This window comes from Stutzerimonas kunmingensis (assembly GCF_021432085.1).
Lineage (GTDB): Bacteria > Pseudomonadota > Gammaproteobacteria > Pseudomonadales > Pseudomonadaceae > Stutzerimonas.
In genome coordinates, this window is sequence record NZ_CP090366.1 from 2,804,295 (window position 1) to 2,820,570 (window position 16,276).

At 55.2% G+C, this 16,276-nt stretch carries 14 protein-coding genes and 1 other annotated feature; of the genes, 6 read left to right on the top strand and 8 right to left on the bottom strand.

Annotated elements, in window-relative coordinates:
• Positions 1–35: 35 nt before the first annotated feature.
• The gene (locus LW136_RS13135; protein ID WP_234173079.1) at positions 36–974 is read right to left on the bottom strand and encodes a hypothetical protein; all 939 of its coding nucleotides are present in this window, start codon (positions 972–974) and stop codon (positions 36–38) included.
• 606 nt (positions 975–1,580) lie between these two features.
• On the opposite strand from LW136_RS13135, the gene phnC reads away from it, so the two are divergent.
• The 5 genes from phnC to LW136_RS13160 are packed head-to-tail and all read left to right on the top strand — an operon-like array spanning position 1,581 to position 5,971.
• On the top strand, positions 1,581–2,408 hold the full coding sequence (gene phnC / locus LW136_RS13140) for a phosphonate ABC transporter ATP-binding protein (protein ID WP_003117867.1): 828 nt from the start codon (positions 1,581–1,583) through the stop codon (positions 2,406–2,408).
• Entirely contained in the window at positions 2,405–3,268 is an 864-nt protein-coding gene (gene phnD / locus LW136_RS13145; protein WP_003117866.1) for a phosphate/phosphite/phosphonate ABC transporter substrate-binding protein, read from the top strand. The genes phnC and phnD overlap by 4 nt, the downstream gene beginning before the upstream one ends.
• 8 nt (positions 3,269–3,276) lie before the next feature.
• A complete protein-coding gene (phnE, locus tag LW136_RS13150; protein ID WP_003298907.1) occupies positions 3,277–4,104 on the top strand; it encodes a phosphonate ABC transporter, permease protein PhnE in 828 nt (275 codons plus the stop codon).
• An 8-nt stretch (positions 4,105–4,112) separates the two neighbouring features.
• Positions 4,113–5,123 (top strand): phosphonate dehydrogenase PtxD, encoded by a 1,011-nt coding sequence (gene ptxD / locus LW136_RS13155; protein WP_003152798.1) that lies wholly within the window; start codon positions 4,113–4,115, stop codon positions 5,121–5,123.
• On the top strand, positions 5,117–5,971 hold the full coding sequence (locus LW136_RS13160) for a LysR family transcriptional regulator (protein ID WP_003118389.1): 855 nt from the start codon (positions 5,117–5,119) through the stop codon (positions 5,969–5,971). The genes ptxD and LW136_RS13160 overlap by 7 nt, the downstream gene beginning before the upstream one ends.
• 33 nt (positions 5,972–6,004) lie before the next feature.
• Here the strand turns inward: LW136_RS13160 and LW136_RS13165 are convergent, their stop codons facing one another.
• The 3 genes from LW136_RS13165 to LW136_RS13175 all read right to left on the bottom strand — a co-directional run bounded on the left by LW136_RS13165 (position 6,005) and on the right by LW136_RS13175 (position 8,479).
• Positions 6,005–6,625 (bottom strand): tyrosine-type recombinase/integrase, encoded by a 621-nt coding sequence (locus LW136_RS13165; protein ID WP_003118388.1) that lies wholly within the window; start codon positions 6,623–6,625, stop codon positions 6,005–6,007.
• 131 nt (positions 6,626–6,756) lie between these two features.
• Positions 6,757–7,935 carry a hypothetical protein gene (locus LW136_RS13170; protein ID WP_234173080.1) on the bottom strand — a complete coding sequence of 393 codons (1,179 nt, stop codon included), beginning with the start codon at positions 7,933–7,935 and terminating at the stop codon, positions 6,757–6,759.
• Positions 7,936–8,059: 124 nt separating this feature from the next.
• On the bottom strand, positions 8,060–8,479 hold the full coding sequence (locus LW136_RS13175; RefSeq protein ID WP_234173081.1) for a hypothetical protein: 420 nt from the start codon (positions 8,477–8,479) through the stop codon (positions 8,060–8,062).
• 19 nt (positions 8,480–8,498) lie between these two features.
• On the opposite strand from LW136_RS13175, the gene LW136_RS13180 reads away from it, so the two are divergent.
• A protein-coding gene (locus tag LW136_RS13180) for an IS3 family transposase (protein WP_101152418.1) occupies positions 8,499–9,721 on the top strand; the annotation gives its coding sequence in 2 pieces (ribosomal slippage) (positions 8,499–8,784 and positions 8,784–9,721; 1,224 coding nt in all).
• Positions 8,777–8,893, top strand: a sequence feature (AL1L pseudoknot). Its footprint overlaps the gene before it by 117 nt.
• Position 9,722: 1 nt before the next feature.
• Here the strand turns inward: LW136_RS13180 and LW136_RS13185 are convergent.
• From LW136_RS13185 to LW136_RS13200, 4 genes are all read right to left on the bottom strand, one after another.
• Positions 9,723–12,038, bottom strand: coding sequence for a hypothetical protein (locus tag LW136_RS13185; protein WP_234173082.1), 2,316 nt, complete (start codon positions 12,036–12,038; stop codon positions 9,723–9,725).
• Positions 12,032–13,585 (bottom strand): hypothetical protein, encoded by a 1,554-nt coding sequence (locus tag LW136_RS13190; RefSeq protein WP_234173083.1) that lies wholly within the window; start codon positions 13,583–13,585, stop codon positions 12,032–12,034. Before LW136_RS13190 ends, LW136_RS13185 begins: the two co-directional genes overlap by 7 nt.
• Complete coding sequence (locus tag LW136_RS13195) at positions 13,582–15,657, bottom strand: hypothetical protein (protein ID WP_234173084.1); 2,076 nt, start codon at positions 15,655–15,657, stop codon at positions 13,582–13,584. The genes LW136_RS13190 and LW136_RS13195 overlap by 4 nt, the downstream gene beginning before the upstream one ends.
• Positions 15,658–15,899: 242 nt before the next feature.
• Positions 15,900–16,253, bottom strand: a complete 354-nt coding sequence (locus LW136_RS13200; protein WP_234173085.1) for a hypothetical protein — start codon at positions 16,251–16,253, stop codon at positions 15,900–15,902.
• Positions 16,254–16,276: the final 23 nt, after the last annotated feature.

Below are 16,276 nucleotides of genomic sequence, written 5' to 3' on the forward strand. Positions count from 1 at the left end.
TCCCACGCCGGACTCTACGTCCTATTGCAACATGTTTAGCTTCGCGTAAAGAAATTATTCTGCAAAGCCGTGTTTGACAAACAGCACGATTCAATTTCCGATGCCCTGATCATATGGGGATTCGAAATGCTCAAGGCACCGAGAGAAAATATGTAACATGCGAGCATGGAGAAATAGTAGCTCTCATATCGCTCCAAAGAAGACTTGCTCGTTTTAAATGGGCTCAAAGCTGATCCATGGGCTCGCTCATTTCGCATGGTGAATAACCATATGGAAAGCAAGAATTCTATCCTGCGAGCATCGGTAAGAGTGTTTTTCGGGTTCGTGAGGTCAAGAGATGGATAAATATTTCGCCTTTTCTGAGTTCCCACCGTCCCCGATAGATAAAGTCGCATGAAGCTAGAGGCCGATTGAAGAAGCTCGCCAGATGGAATTGGTGTAATACATTTGGACTGGTCGACACTAAATTTTTTTATGAATTCGTCGTAAAATAGCTGTCCGGTGCAATCAACAACTCTTCCAGAAAACTGCTTGCTTGCGTCGTTTTGCGGTGCATACGACTCACACATGCGTCTAACAATGAACATCAATGTTGGGGCGGGGAGATTGCGGCAAAGACTATCCGTGATAACCTTCCACTCCGCCGGCGCCGCTTTGACTAATTCTTTCCCGAGGCCTTGCGCCACTCCTTTTAAACCCTTTTTTGGATACCGCATTTTGGATGAGCTATCAATCACCCTAAAACAATGATCAAACATGTAATCTGGGCGATGCGGGAGTGCTTCTAAACCATCTAGGTAGTGGCCAATATAGACGCTTTGGTTGTTATCCAGAGGATTGCCTAGCTTCGCTGTTTCGAACGGGATTTTGTTATGATTTCGTTCCAGGCACGAATCAAATTTCTCTTCAGCTTTAAATTTTGTGCGTTGAGGCCATTGGTGGTAAGCATTTAATCGAGCGGTTTTAAAATTCAATATGAATCCACCTTCTAACAAATAACTTTAAATTGGTAATTTATTAATTGCTAGCCGATTCTGAAAGCACATCAGTGTGCAGAATTCACAACTGGAGCTGGCGTTATAGCATCAGATTACGCTGCTGGGTGGCGGACGTCCACAGGCGCCCGAATAAGATTCGATGAGGGTGAAGTGTTCACTAGGTGTCATGTTTTCCCTCTCGATTGCACCGAGAGTACCTTGATACGAGAGTAATGAATCGTTGCCAGCGATCTCTCTTGCCCGCAAGGTTGGGAGAGTCATCTTTATGTCGATGCCTACCGGCTTTGACTGTCCACTATTGGCCGCTAGTGTGCGCCCTCTTGCTTGGATGGCATTACGTTCTGGCCCAACGTTACTGTAGCGAATCCGCAGCAGTATCAATCAAAGCTTCCTGTATCCCGCGTGAAGAAAGACGCTACGTTGCGCCCGTTCTTCCACGGCTTCGCTTGCCGCCCCGCTACGGCAGATTCGAAGCATTCATCGAAATGTCATCATTTAGAAGCAGTGCGTTAACAAGGAATTTCTACCCTTTGCATCGCGAACCGCAATTGTGCGGCCAGCAATATTGCGAAAGGTGATCAAATGACGCCCCATCCGATACAGGACGCCGTGCTGCGGGTCGACCGGTTGAGCGTCGTCTACCCAGGCGGCGTGACAGCCCTACGCGATACCTCGATTGCATTTCGGCGTGGTGAGTTCACCGTGCTGCTTGGTCTCTCGGGCGCAGGCAAGTCGACCTTGCTCCGTAGCCTCAATCGACTCGTCACGCCCACTCGCGGCAGTGTCACCAGCGAGCTCGGTGAGCTCGGCAGCGGCTCGGCCTTGCGTCAGCATCGTCGGCGTACCGCCATGATCTTTCAGCACCACCAGCTAATCGAACGTCAAAGCGCACTGGCTAATGTGCTTACCGGTCGGCTGGCCTTTCACAACACGCTCCGCTCGCTGTTTCCTCTGCCGCGTGCCGATCAGGAGATTGCGCTCAGTTGCCTCGCTCGGGTCGGTCTGGCAGACAAGGCGCTAAGCCGGGTGGACAAACTGTCCGGTGGCCAGCAGCAGCGGGTAGGCATCGCGCGTGCGCTAGCGCAACAGCCCGCGATCATTCTTGCCGATGAGCCGGTAGCCAGTCTCGACCCGGCCACTTCGGTCCGTGTTCTCGGACTGCTGCGCGACATCTGCAAGGAAGACGGCATCACCGCCATCGTTTCGCTGCATCAACTCGAATATGCCCGCCGCTTCGCCGATCGCGTCGTCGGGCTGGCCGATTCTCAGATCGTTTTCGATGCCGCGCCCTCGGAACTCACCGATGCGCAGCTTGAGCGCATCTATGCAGGCCGCTCTACGACTCAGCCAGCAACTGCTCCGGCTGAAACCCCTGTCATGCTCGCACCTTCACTGGAGATGTCCCGATGAAACGCTTATCCGCTCTCTTATTGACCTGTTTGCTGTCCGCTGTTTCAAGTCTGTCCGCCGTAGCGGCCGATGCCGATCCGGATGTGCTAAAGGTTGCGCTGCTGCCGGACGAAAACGCCTCGGAGTTGATCAAGCGAAACCAGCCGCTGAAGGATTATCTGGAAGAGCATCTGGACAAGAAGGTGCAGCTGATCGTAACCACCGACTATTCCTCGATGATTGAGGCGATGCGCTTTGGCCGTATCGACCTGGCGTATTTCGGTCCGCTGTCCTACGTCATGGCCAAAAGCAAAAGCGACATCGAGCCCTTCGCTGCCATGGTCATCGACGGCAAGCCGACCTATCGCTCAGTGATTATCGCCAATGTGGCGTCAGGCGTGAATGAGTATGCCGACCTTAAGGGCAAGAAGATGGCCTATGGTGACCGGGCATCGACGTCCAGCCATCTGATTCCCAAAACCGTGCTTCTTGAGACGGCCGAGCTGACGGGTGGGCAGGACTACGAACAACATTTTGTGGGCACGCATGACGCCGTTGCCGTCAACGTGGCGAACGGAAACGCCGATGCGGGTGGGCTGTCGGAGGTAATTTTCAATCAAGTAGCCGAACGTGGCCTAATCGATCCGAGCAAGGTGAAAGTACTTGGTTACAGCGGCGAATATCCCCAATACCCCTGGGCGATGCGCTCGAACCTGAGCCCCGAGCTGAAAACCAAGGTGCGGGATGTATTCGTCGGTATCGACGATCCCGAAGTGCTGCGCAACTTCAAAGCCGAGGCCTTCGCGCCAATCACCGACGCCGACTACGATGTGATTCGCAACATGGGATCGCTGCTCGGCCTCGACTTCGCCACGATGTGAGCACCGATATGTCTACTCATCATGACGTGCAGGCGCTGCCTGCAGAGCAACGCGAGCACATCCTTCGAGGCTTCGGCCTCGGTTGGTGGCGCCAGCTGGGGCAGGTGGCAATTGTACTCGGAGTGGTGCTGTTGGCCTGCTGGTACGTGGGGCTGCTCGATGCCACCACGCTGCTGAACGGGCTGCCCTCCATCGCGACCCTGGCAGGCGAGGCCATGCCGCCAGACTTTTCGGGCTATCGAAGCTGGATTCGCCCGTTGATCGACACGCTGGCGATGAGCATCGCCGGCACGGCCATCGCAGTGGTGTTCTCGCTGGTGGTGGCCTTCGTTGCAGCGCGCAATACGGCGCCGCACCCCCTTGTGTTCGGTGTTGCCCGGGTGCTGCTCAATGCCCTGCGGTCGGTGCCGGAGCTGATCATGGGCATCATCTTCGTTGCAGCCGTAGGGTTCGGCGCCTTGCCGGGCGTGCTTGCCCTGGGTCTGCATTCGATCGGCATGGTCGGCAAGTTCTTCGCCGAGGCCATCGAGCACGTCGACGAAGCGCCGGTGGAAGCCGCTCGGGCGGCGGGGGCTACGCCGATGCAAGTGCTGCTGCACGCGGTTTTGCCACAGGTGACTCCGCAGTTCGCCGACGTGGCGATCTACCGCTGGGAATACAACTTTCGCGCCTCCACCGTGATGGGCATGGTTGGCGCCGGCGGTATCGGCTTCGAACTCATGGGCTCGCTGCGCATCATGCAGTACCAGGAGGTTGCAGCAATCCTGCTGGTCATCCTGGCCATGGTCACGCTAGTAGACGCCTTCAGTGGCGTGCTGCGCAAACGTTTCAAATAGGACAAACCATGCTGCCGAAACTCGTTATAACTCACCGAGTACACGATGAGATCCTGCAACTGCTGGCGCCACATTGCGAGCTGATGACCAACCAGAGCGACAGCACGCTGACGCGCGAGGAGATTCTGCGCCGCTGCCGCGATGCTCAGGCGATGATGGCGTTCATGCCCGATCGGGTCGATGCAGAATTTCTCCAAGCCTGCCCCGAGCTGCGTGTGGTCGGCTGCGCGCTCAAGGGCTTCGACAATTTCGATGTGGACGCCTGTACTGCCCGCGGGGTCTGGTTGACCTTCGTGCCTGATCTGTTGACGGTCCCGACTGCCGAGCTGGCGATCGGACTGGCGGTGGGGCTGGGGCGGCATCTGCGCGCAGCAGATGCGTTCGTCCGCTCTGGCGAGTTCCAGGGCTGGCAACCACAGTTCTACGGCACGGGGCTGGATAACGCGACGGTCGGCATCCTTGGCATGGGCGCCATCGGACAGGCCATGGCTGAGCGCTTGCAGGGATGGGGCGCGACCCTGCAGTACCACGAGGCGAAGGCTCTGGATACACAAACCGAGCAACGGCTCGGCCTGCGCCAGGTGGCGTGCAGCGAACTCTTCGCCAGCTCGGACTTCATCCTGCTGGCGCTTCCCTTGAATGCCGATACTGAGCATCTGGTCAACGCCGAGCTGCTTGCCCTCGTACGGCCGGGCGCTCTGCTTGTAAACCCCTGTCGTGGTTCGGTAGTGGATGAAGCCGCCGTGCTCGCGGCGCTTGAGCGAGGCCAGCTCGGCGGGTATGCGGCGGATGTATTCGAAATGGAAGACTGGGCTCGCGCGGACCGGCCGCGGCTGATCGATCCTGCGCTGCTCGCGCATCCGAATACGCTCTTCACTCCGCACATAGGGTCGGCAGTGCGCGCGGTGCGCCTGGAGATTGAACGTTGTGCAGCGCAGAGCATCATCCAGGCGTTGGCAGGTGCGCGCCCAATCAACGCTGCGAACCGTCTGCCCCAGGCCGAGCCTGCCGCATGTTGAATCCGGTCTGGCTGAAGAGCCTGGTAGCGATCGTTCAAACAGGCAGTTTTCAGAGCGCGGCGAGGGCGTTGGGGCTGGCCCAGCCGACGGTGTCGCAGCACTTGCAGAAGCTTGAAGAGCAGGTCGGCGTAACGCTGGTGCAGCGCAGTCGTAGCGGCTGCCAGCCTACCACACGTGCGCTGGCCTTCATGCCGCATGCGACCGCCTTGCTCGACATGCACGCCCGGGCGCTAGAAGCCCTGCATGGAAATAGTGAGCGCGTCGGGGCCAGCTCCAACATCGGCACCTACCTTCTCCAGCCATTCGTGCGCAGCTATCTGACGACCGCAAATGAGAGGGGCGAGGTGGATCTGCGCATCGCCGCCAACCCGGATGTGGCCGACCAGCTACTGGCGGGCCAGCTCGACGCCGCGATCATGGAATGGTGGCTACCTCACCCCGACTTCGAACACCGCCTCTGGCGGGTCGAGCCGCTGGTACTTATCGTCAGCCCCGACCATCCGCTGGCTGAAGCAGGGTGCATAGAACGCGATCGTCTGGTGGACCTGCCGATGCTGGGAGGTGAACCGGGTAGCGGTACCGGACGGCTTCTGACCGAATACTTTGGCGAGCTGGGCGTGCCTCGCAGCGGTATGCAGCTAGGCAGCACCGAGGCAGTCAAACAAGCAGTCAGGGCGGGACTCGGCGTGTCGTTGGTGATGGCTTCCGCAGTACAAGACGAAGTTCGCAGTGGCGCGCTGGTAGCTCTTCCCATCCCGGGGCTTGAAAAGCGTCTCCAACTGATCTGGCGCAAACCGCCCGGAAATCTGCACCCGCCGGGATTTGTGCGGCACTTATTGGCCGGTTAGCGACGGCCTGACTTTGGCCGTCGCTACACATGGTCACACTTCGGTCTGTTCCGCCATTTCCAAGGCGTCATCGACCTCAATTCCCAGATATCGAACGGTGCTCTCCAGCTTCGTATGGCCGAGCAGCAGTTGAACGGCCCGCAGGTTCTTCGTCCTGCGATAGATCAGTGATGCCTTTGTGCGTCTCATTGTGTGAGTGCCATACATGGCTGGGTCAAGGCCAATGGCTTTCACCCAGCCTTTGACGATACGGGCGTACTGACGAGTGGATAGATGGTCTGAGTTATGCAGTCGACTCGGGAACAGGTAGTCCTCGCCGCGGAGCTGTACTTGATGTATCCAAGCCGCGAGCGCCGCCCGAGTTTGCTCAGTGATCTCGAACTGCACTGGCCGCTGTGTTTTCTGCTGCATCACTATTGCTCGTGATGACACCTGCTCACCATGGGCAACGTCCCGCACACGGAGCTTGGTTAAGTCGCAGGCTCGAAGCTTGCTGTCGATGGCCAGGTCGAAGAGAGCCAGATCCCGAGTTCTTTCTGCAATTTGAAGCCTTACTCGGATGGCCCAGATATCTCTCAGTCGGAGTGGGGTTTTCTGTCCGACCAGTTTTCCTTTGTTCCAGGGCTGGCGGCTGCAGGTAGCGATGATGTTCATAGCAAGTCCTCCACGTGTGGGAGGACAAGAATGGCTAGCCTGAACGGTGGTCGCTAACCGGCCAGAAGCGGTCATTCTGTGTCTAGTAAAATCGGGGCGATTCACGGCATATTTGGCGAAGAGCTCAAGCGCTAACCAGAAGGCTTTTCAGTAGTTTTAGAGCCAATAACAGCCTTATCGCTCTCGATTTGATTTTTCACAGTCACTAGACGCGCTTCATTTATACTAAGAGCAGATGCCACTTCGGCATACTTATCCCAAAATATTGGCTCCCCTTTAATCTTGCCATTCAAAGCAAAATGATCACGGTACCTGCCAATTGGGATTTCACGACCGCTGGCATCCACATATCTCTTGGGAGTCAATCTAACTTGCACAGACTTTGCATCTTGCCAAGACGTAGTATCCATAAAGTTACTCGTAATGCCCTCTTCCCCGCTTACGGAAAATTTCACCTTACGTGTTTCTCCGGGTTTAAGTCCTTTGACCGATTCAATGCTCGTGAATTTATCAGTCTTGAAGGCGCGACCCTGACCATTTAGGAAAATGTCGGCAGAGAAAAACATGGCGTCGACTGTCACAGCTGACGTATTCTTGACCTCGGCTGAGAAGACTATTTTTTTGTCGAAAAAATTGGTTTCCACCATGCCGGTATTAACCAAAACTGGCCGCATCGACATGTATTCGTTTGTTAATAACACGGTTTTACCGCTGGCAATCGCCTTCTCAGTTTCGGCAACGACTGGATAGAGCTCCTTGAGCTGCGCGCTGAGTTCAGAAATGGTTTTTTCCAAACGCTCTAGCTCTCCCTCGTTTTTTATCAAGCGGGCGCTAGCATACGTATATGCTTGATACTCAGCATAAGAATCAAATCCCTTTTTCTTTGCGATTTCCTTCTCGTAAGTATCCTTGATAAGGCCATACACATTCGTTGCGATGTAATTAAATGTATCGGCGTAAGAGTATTGGCTTCTGGTGGATTCAGCGCCACCAGAAACTGTTTGATTCTCATATTTTATGCCTTGAAATGCCGTCTGCTCTGAAACGCTGGTATGAACAACGACTTTGGCCTCGCAGGAACGAGACTGCGCACTCTTGTCTGCAGCGAGCGTTACGATTTCGACAAGTTCGATATTCGTAATGTAATCTATTGCCCCTTCAGGCATATCCTTTTTGATTCTCGCCTTAAAGTCTTCGATTATTCTTTCTTTCGTAACTGACGAATCACATTCCACTTCACTATCGAAGCATCCAGCCAAGCTCAGCGCGGCGCACAGGAAGACTACTTTTTTTATGTGCTTTTTTACCATTACACAACCATCCAATTGCATATATAGATGAAAAAATCAGCGTCCACACTGGCTCCCGCCAAGTGCTAGAAACCCGTATCTACCCTTGAGTCAATAGAGATAATGAATAGCACTTAATGAACGCCTAATCCGGCGCCACAAAATATAGATGTTTCCCCTTATTGAGTACCGACTTAGGAATTGTATTTCTCGCGCCCGGATTATAAATGTAAAACCAGTCCGGGAGAGCTTCGGAAAGACGCTCTAGCTCTTCAAGTTGCTTATAGCTATTCAAGCGGCCAAAACCAAGTACCAGCGGGCCGTAGACCTCACCACTGCGCTGCATAAAAATTGGGGCTGGCTCTTTTTCAGGCGTTACACCAACCACCATGTCAACTAGCTGGGTAAAGGAACCGGTTAAGCCGTTTTCGCCATATGGCTCATCCAGAATGTATTGAAGCTTCCTTGATGCGATAGCGGCCTTTTCTTCCGGTGACTTATCAGAAATTTCCGCCCACGCCTGATTGACGGTCTTGAATCGCCCCGGGTTTCGTGGAGGCCTCAACTCTTGAGAAGATGAGGCTATGAGAAAGACTACGACCTACTCCCCCGAAGTCCGTGAACGTGCTGTGCGCATGGTTCTGGAGCACCTGAACGACTACCCCTCCGAGTGGGCGGCCATTGAGGCCATCGCCCCGAAGATTGGTTGTGCAGCGCAAACCCTGCATGGCTGGATTCGTCGCCACCAGACTGATGCCGGTCAGCGTCCTGGGCCGACCACCGAAGAGCGCGAACGCATCAAAGCCCTGGAGCGTGAGAACCGTGAGTTGCGCAAAGCCAACGAGATTCTGCGCCTGGCCAGTGCGTATTTTGCCCAGGCGGAGCTCGACCGCCGCACCAAGTCCTGAGGGCATTTGTCGATCAGCATCGTGACCGTCTCGGGGTCGAGTCGATCTGCCGTGTCTTGCAGATCGCCCCGTCCGGTTACCGCCGGCACGCGGCGCAGCAGCGCAACCCGGAACTGCGCTGTTGCCGTGCTCGGCGCGATGACGCGTTGATCTTGGAAATCCAGCGGGTGTGGAACACCAACATGCAGTGCTATGGCGCGGTGAAGGTCTGGAAGCAACTCCGGCGAGAAGGCATCGAGACGGCCAGATGCACGGTGGAACGGTTGATGCGTCGGGCTGGATTGCAGGGCATTAGGCGCGGCCAGGTCGTGCGGACAACGGTGGCCGGCGACAAGTCGCTCTGCCCGCTGGATCGCGTACAGCGCCAGTTCCATGCCGATCGCCCGAACCAGTTGTGGGTGTCGGACTTCACGTACGTGTCGACCTGGCAGGGCTGGCTGTATGTGGCCTTCGTGATTGACGTATTTGCGCGACGGATCGTCGGCTGGCGAGTCAGTACCAGCATGAAGACCGACTTCGTGCTGGATGCCCTGGAGCAGGCCCTATACGCCCGCCAACCGCATCGCACTGGCGGCCTGATCCATCACAGCGACCGTGGCAGTCAGTACGTCTCGATCCGCTATACCGAGCGACTGGCAGAGGCCGGTATTGAGCCCTCAGTTGGCAGCAAGGGCGATAGCTACGACAACGCCTTGGCCGAAACAATCAACGGGCTGTACAAGGCCGAGCTGATTTACCGTCAATCATGGAAGAGCCGCGAAGCTGTTGAGATGGCGACTTTGAAATGGGTGCACTGGTACAACCACCAGCGGTTGCTGAGTTCAATCGGCTATATCCCGCCTGCGGAAGCTGAGGCAAACTTCTACCAGCAACAAGCAGGTCAGGCCATGGCGGCCTGACTTAAACGAAACGGCCTCCACAAAAGCCGGGGCGATTCAGCTCTAAAGCTCCGGCTCGATTGAGAACCGCGATCTCTGGATAGAATGGATGTGCGATCTCATCAGAGAGCTCCCGCATAAAAATCTCGCGGTCGCCATAGAGAATGCTATTACTTGATAGCAAGTGAGTGGCAAAACCGGCAACGCGCCGCGTCTTTACCGCAAGGGCCTTCATTCGCTCGGGATGCCACGGTGGGATGATCACGACCGGGTTATCTCCGGCAACACGGACAGTGCCCACTGACAGTACTTCGGAGACCAGTCGCGAACGACAAACGTCACCACGAGCATGCGCCATCAGGGTATTCAATAGTTCAGCGTAAGACTCCGCTTGACGTATAACAGCCTCGCCATGCAGGCCAGTCGTGACGAAGTCCTCCATCGCCTTGATGTAGTCCTCTTCGAACTTATCCCAAGACGCCTTAATTTCATTTTGCTGATGTGCCGTCAGCCTACCCTCTTCGGCGAGCTCTTTGATACGAGTTTTAATTACATGGCGCAGGCTCTGGAGCTTACTTGCCGCCGGCACCAATGACCCAGCATCAGTCGAGTAAGTCGCTTCCAATGTCCCGGTGTCGAGCAAAGAGACATTTTGTACGCCCCCCTTTTTACTTACTAACTTGCGGGGAACCTCAGTACAACCTACTCCCCCTTTCTCCAGGAGGCGACGCATGTCAGCGGTCAGCGAAAGACCAATCGTTGTAGGCCTGTAGCTCCAAAGGAGCTGTGTCTTAGCCAACACCGTCTCTTTATCTTTAACTACCTGAATTAAGGCCACGTCAAACTTGATTTGCAGAGCTAAGCGCGATAGCGACGAATTTGGACGAATCTTGCTCTTCTTATCGTTACGAAGCTCCTTCTCCTTGGCGAAGAAGGCCTCATAGTCAAAAAGTGGGTCGGGTAAGTTTGCATTTCCCAGCCGCTCGACCCTCCACTCAACCTTAGAGCCCATAAGCTCCTTTAATCCGCGGTACATCGCAGAGAAATAACTGCCAGCGTCGTAGTTGAATCGCTCGCGCCAATCCTTGCGGCCCTTAGTCACCGTAAAGCGGAGAATTCGTTCCCCCTCTGGATCTCGCAGGCCGGCGTGCAGGCTATTGACCACACGAGCGAATCCATCGAAGAAGTCATTGCAGTCGATGGGCTTGCCATAGAGAGCCTTTTCCCAACGCGAGCAAAGTTTGGTGTCCTGTTCCAAGAGCCTTCGCTGCTTAACGAAAAACTCCTCGTCCTCCTCAGTAAAATCTGAGCGCCGCTCACGGCCCTTCAGATCCTCCAATAGCTTGCGGCTTTCGTTATCAAGTGCGTCCTCTTGGTCGCACTCATGATCGAAGAAGCGGATTGTCGACTCTGCTAAGCCAAGCTGCTTTTCTTTGGGCTTGTCGAAGGCAAGGTATACGCCATCGCCTTCCCACTCGAATTGAGCAAGGACCTCGGATGCTTCTTGATCTCCAGCAGGGGCGTTAGCAAAGGCCACGATAGCCTGGCGGGCCCCATCCGAAATTTCTCCAGCATGGGCCTCGATTCGCTCGATTATCTCGTCCGGATCAAGAGGTTGGCCATTCTGGCGGAGCTTCTTAAGAAGCGGCGCACGCTGAGCAAAGAGCTTGATGAAAGCTTTGTGCCATGGCTTGCGCATTGCCCCGAAAGTTTTGGCATTCGAGAAGAATGTGCTGTCTCTTGGAAGTCCCGCGCACGGCAGGGCGAAGCCAATCGCATCACGGATGGGTAAGCCATGCGTGGCGAAAGCTTCGACGATAGCGGAGCAAAATTCGCCAAGTTGCACTAACGAAAGCTCCGAGGATGCTAATAGCCCATCAAGAGCCGCATGGAACACCGCTCGGTCCTCAGGCACCGGCGAGATACCACCCGAATGCAGCGTGGCCTCGACCCACGGTTCAGGATCGGCCCGCATCTCTTTGGCACCGATGGCCATCACATGGCCCAGCGTGTCCGCGAGATTATGTTCATTGCCATTGGCCGTAAGGATTGCCGCCTTAGTGGTCACAGCGTTGTTGCGCACATAGCCAGCGTTATGTGGAATCAGGATATCCAACGGCAGGCCTTGGCCTCCTACCAAAGCCTCCGGGATCATTAGATCCACTTGGGCGAGCAGATCTGGATTGGCCAGAATAGCTCGCGCAACTGCCGCAATCTGACCGCCTGATAATTTGTCTAGCCTGAAAAGCGCGGCCAAATCACCAGCCTGGCTAGGCTTAGATATGCGCTGTGCGAGAATGTCCGCGCCGACGCGCCCAATAATGCGATCGGTCAGCATGCGGCTTCTCCCTGAAACGCGAACGGATTTTCTACAAACGAGCAGGAGTCGGAGAGCCTGCGTACTAAGCCCAAGCTGACGAGACGGGTTTCAAGATTGTTTCGGTTCTCGCTGAGCTCTTCTTGATCAACAAGCTTGGCGCCAACTAGGCGCGCGCCCTCCGCATCACCAATTACCAGGCCATAACGGCGCTTGGCCTCAGCGAGAAACTCATCGAACTGCATCCGCTCTTCAACGATCGACACAACAATCGACTTGAGCAACCTATCGTTCGGCGCATAACGGGTGCGTCTCGAGAGCCTACGTGAGCTGAGCCCGATCGCTCGCGACCATGAAGCATGAATCTTGCCGACATGCTGCTCATGACGCGATAAGGCGTTTTCGGTCAGTTTGGCAACTAACTCTTCAGGACTCTTATCAGTGAAGTCCTCATCGTCGCCACCATCAGTCGGCGGCCACTGAAAGCGATCGCGCATTAGCTTCACTCGCTCGGCATCCGGAAATTCCTTAGCCTCAGCTGCGGCCCACTCAACATCCAAACGGATCGATTCGACATGAGCCCGCACTGCCTTTGAAGGCAACCCTTGATTGAGTTGATAGCTGTCGCTAGAAAGAGCTCGCACCTTCGTACGTTCCTTGGAGACGATTTCGCAGACAATTTCGACCGGATCGTCATCACCTGCTACACGCTTAGCACGCTCTAGGAAATAGAGCAGCATGTTCAGGCCAGTGATCGCTATCAAATGCTCCAAGGCATCGTAGATCGGCATATCCTTGCTCAAGATCGACAACCAGTCTTCGCAGATTTGGTCGAAGCGATTATTGGCAACCTCGGGTAGATAACCCGAAAGTCTTGGTTCTTCGGCGGTCTGCGGCGCCCCTTGAAGAGCCCTGACCAAACGATTCATCGGGGCCCCGTGATCAAAAAGACGCTCTGCAAGGCTGTCACCGAGCTCGGCTCCACGCTTGGCACGTGTGAGCATGAGATAGAGCAGCTCACCTGTACGAGCAAAGAAGCGACGATCATTGCTCATTCCTCCTTTCGCATTGATCGCCAAGTCCTCATAAAGAGCGTCGGGACCGAAAGGAAAGACAAACTTTGAACTCCAACGCTTGTTACTACGAGATTCAAATGACGACGAGCGCAGCAGCTCAATGGCCTTTGCGAAGTCATCAAAACTGGTAAACGAGCGACGCAGATAGGCCATGTCTTCATCACCATTACCAGTTGCTCCCTGCCTAAAACGCTCAAACCACTGCTTCCATTTCTCCTCATCAGACACGGTGCTTTCTGCAATTGATTCAACGTAGGGATTGTTGAACAGCAACGCACGTAGGCGGACTTGCCTCTGTGGCTTGAACATGACGGAGCCGCCTTGGTCTTGGTGAGGCCTAAGCGGTCGATCCAAGTTCGAACCTAGTACGCCCAAGAACTCCAGAACAGTCAGGTGAGGGAGCTGCTCATCGTAAAGGCGATGTCCCCAAATATTTTCGTCGACACAAAAATCGACGCTTTTAATCTCAGGCCTCTTGATGATTGCGCTCATTCAGAAACCCTCACAGTCACGGGGCGCGAAAAACCGCGACCGCCGGGCTCGATATCGATGAAGTTCAGTGTCAACACGGAAGTCTCTCCACCGATTTCGTCATCATCTCCAGTCACGCTGGCTTTCTTGACAATCTCAGCCTTGCGCAAGAGTTTTGCCTTGAAAGCCAATAGATCTTCGAGACATTCGTTGGAGAAACTTGCGGGCAAAGCCCCCTCAGCCACACGCGAGAGAAACTCGTGGCGAATAGGCGTTAGGTCGAAAGCGACCGAATTACCCGCCCCCATAGCAAGCGAAACGTCGAGTCGAGGGCGCCCCGTTTCCTCGGAGAGCCTGATCGCCATACCAACGCCGCTCTGCCTACGGGAGAGAGTCTCGTAGTCACAAAGCACACTCACCCGGCTTTGCGTGAAGCCACCTGAACTGGCGATAAAGAGACGATCTTCGTTTTCGAGAAGAAGACCTGTTAATACTCGGTTGAGGCCCTTTGCGATGCGCCCACGAACCGTCTCGCTCACAGGCTTCTGCGCTTTGAGCGACTCGATGATTTCTAAGTAGTCCCCAGCAAAGCTGAAGGCAGTCATCGACCAATACGGATAGCCCCTTTCCCCATCCGGAAGCGTGAAGAAAAGTCTGCGGCGCTGGTCTTCCAGCATCCCCAGAAACTCGGTGGCTCCTCCTTCTAAGCGAGCCCCCTCGTACCCCTCCAAATAGGCGTCCTGGGCTGCTCGAAAGGCAGTCGTAGCGCCGTATATCGGATCGCTCGCAACCAAGCGACCGAAGTCGGCTTGCAGTCGCGAATCATCCTTGCCATAGACAAGCAATCCATCAGCAGCATTGGTCGACTCATCGCCCACCCCAAAGCTGGACATCGCTTTGAAGATGGGACGGTCAGAAGTCCTTCTTTTAAGTAGATTGGCGCCGAAGACGTTGGCATAGACACTAGCTTTGCTAAGGTCGCCACCATCCTGGATCTTCGCGACATCCGCGCAGGTCATCAGGTTGTCCTTAGCCTGCTTGGCATCGGAGCAACCGAGAATCATGTTCGAACAAAGCGCAAGCAAGTCGCGTATAGGGAGATGCAAACCATTGTGCCTGGCAATTTCGACCAAATCGCCAAGGCGGCGAGAAAGCTGACCACTATCTGACTCACCCAATAGCCTGCGGCGATTCTCGTCAATGGGACAAACTTTACCGTCGCTCTGGAGTGCGCAGTGCTTGCAGTTGTCCCACTCGGGATGCCCTGCCACAGCCAGAGCAACCTCGTCTAACGTTTTGCGGCTAGTCGAGCGACTGAGATCAAAAACTGCCAGGCGATCAGGTGCTGGTCCCGCCTGTAAGAAGCGCTCTTGCAGCGGTTTGCGAAGTGGGTGATCACGCTCCTGGCGCCGTCCTAAATCACGAAGACGATCAAGAATTTGGCCATGGTTTGCAGCAAGGATCACGACTACGGAGTCATCGCCTCCTAGCACCGACCCTTCAAGTAGCTGCAACGGCAGGTCGCTTTCCTCGCCATTGAACTCTGAAAGGTCCTTGATGAACACAGCCAAACGTCCATCCGCCAGAGGTAACTCTTTCACGTTGCCTTTGGCAGCCCAAGCCTTAGGGTCTCCACCAATGCGCTCCCAGAGGGAACGGCAGTGATAGGTCTTTCCATCACCAGCTGTTCCGGCGATCAAAATAGACCCTGGCACCTTCGACTCGAGGTGTCGCACCATATCTTCTAACATAGGAGCTGCCAGGCTAATCGGCTGGACTCCAGCCTGCGCTAACGCCCTTGAAACATACTCGTCAAACATCGCCAAGTTTGACGATGACGGCCCATAGCTACGGAGAAATTGAACCCAATCACTTGCTGGTGGGACCTTAACGTCTGTGCGCCGCACAGACCCACCACGACCTTTACCGGTCTGCAGCACTCCCTGATCAACGAGTGCGTCACGTGTTTCCCAATAGAAATCGTCAGTTAACTGAGGGAATTGAATTCTGAGTCGCTCTAGCAACGACTGATTACCGATACCAGATCCATCGGCGGGAACGGCGGCCAGCAAGGCCTCAACTAATTCATTCATGCACGACACCCTCTCTCGCCCGGATCAACGAGCGGCCCGAAATCGATTAGCGGCTGAAAATAGAGCCGTAGGGGCCCCAGAGAGTGACTTACGCAATAAGTGCTGTGGCGGCAGCACTTATAGATGGCCATCCCTGGATACCACGATCTGCCATTTGCTATGCCCGCCACCTTATCCACTGACAAGGCAGGGGTAAAGCCGGGGCCCGTTCTTTTGCCGGGGCGGTCAGCTTGTTCCGACATTTAATGCCGCGTCAGGCTGATGCGCTCGCGGCGCGCCACTACGCAGCCTTCCTCCAAGCGGATATGCACGCTGGGAATGCTCAGGCGATGCCCGGTGGGCATATAGCCAGCTGCATCTTCAAAGGGGTGAAGATTAACCGACTCCATACACTCCTCGATGCCTTCATACCAAGGCAGAGCCACCAGCCCGGCACCCTCGGCTGCACAGGGAAAGCACTCACGGAAATGCTCCATCGTCCCCATGCTGGCAATCACACGCTCCTGACGAGCCACGTAGCAGGGCATGAGCAACTCCAGCCCCTCTCCATCAACAGTCAATTCGGCACAGGCTGTAGCCATCAGTGAGTCACTCATCCCAAGCTCCATCGTTATCAAGG

Coding starts and splice junctions, on each gene's coding strand:
- phnC (WP_003117867.1), top strand. CDS start 1,581: ATGACGCCCCATCCGATACAGGACGCCGTGCTGCGGGTCGACCGGTTG.
- phnD (WP_003117866.1), top strand. CDS start 2,405: ATGAAACGCTTATCCGCTCTCTTATTGACCTGTTTGCTGTCCGCTGTT.
- phnE (WP_003298907.1), top strand. CDS start 3,277: ATGTCTACTCATCATGACGTGCAGGCGCTGCCTGCAGAGCAACGCGAG.
- ptxD (WP_003152798.1), top strand. CDS start 4,113: ATGCTGCCGAAACTCGTTATAACTCACCGAGTACACGATGAGATCCTG.
- LW136_RS13160 (WP_003118389.1), top strand. CDS start 5,117: ATGTTGAATCCGGTCTGGCTGAAGAGCCTGGTAGCGATCGTTCAAACA.
- LW136_RS13165 (WP_003118388.1), bottom strand. CDS start 6,625: ATGAACATCATCGCTACCTGCAGCCGCCAGCCCTGGAACAAAGGAAAA.
- LW136_RS13170 (WP_234173080.1), bottom strand. CDS start 7,935: ATGGTAAAAAAGCACATAAAAAAAGTAGTCTTCCTGTGCGCCGCGCTG.
- LW136_RS13185 (WP_234173082.1), bottom strand. CDS start 12,038: ATGCTGACCGATCGCATTATTGGGCGCGTCGGCGCGGACATTCTCGCA.
- LW136_RS13190 (WP_234173083.1), bottom strand. CDS start 13,585: ATGAGCGCAATCATCAAGAGGCCTGAGATTAAAAGCGTCGATTTTTGT.
- LW136_RS13195 (WP_234173084.1), bottom strand. CDS start 15,657: ATGAATGAATTAGTTGAGGCCTTGCTGGCCGCCGTTCCCGCCGATGGA.
- LW136_RS13200 (WP_234173085.1), bottom strand. CDS start 16,253: ATGAGTGACTCACTGATGGCTACAGCCTGTGCCGAATTGACTGTTGAT.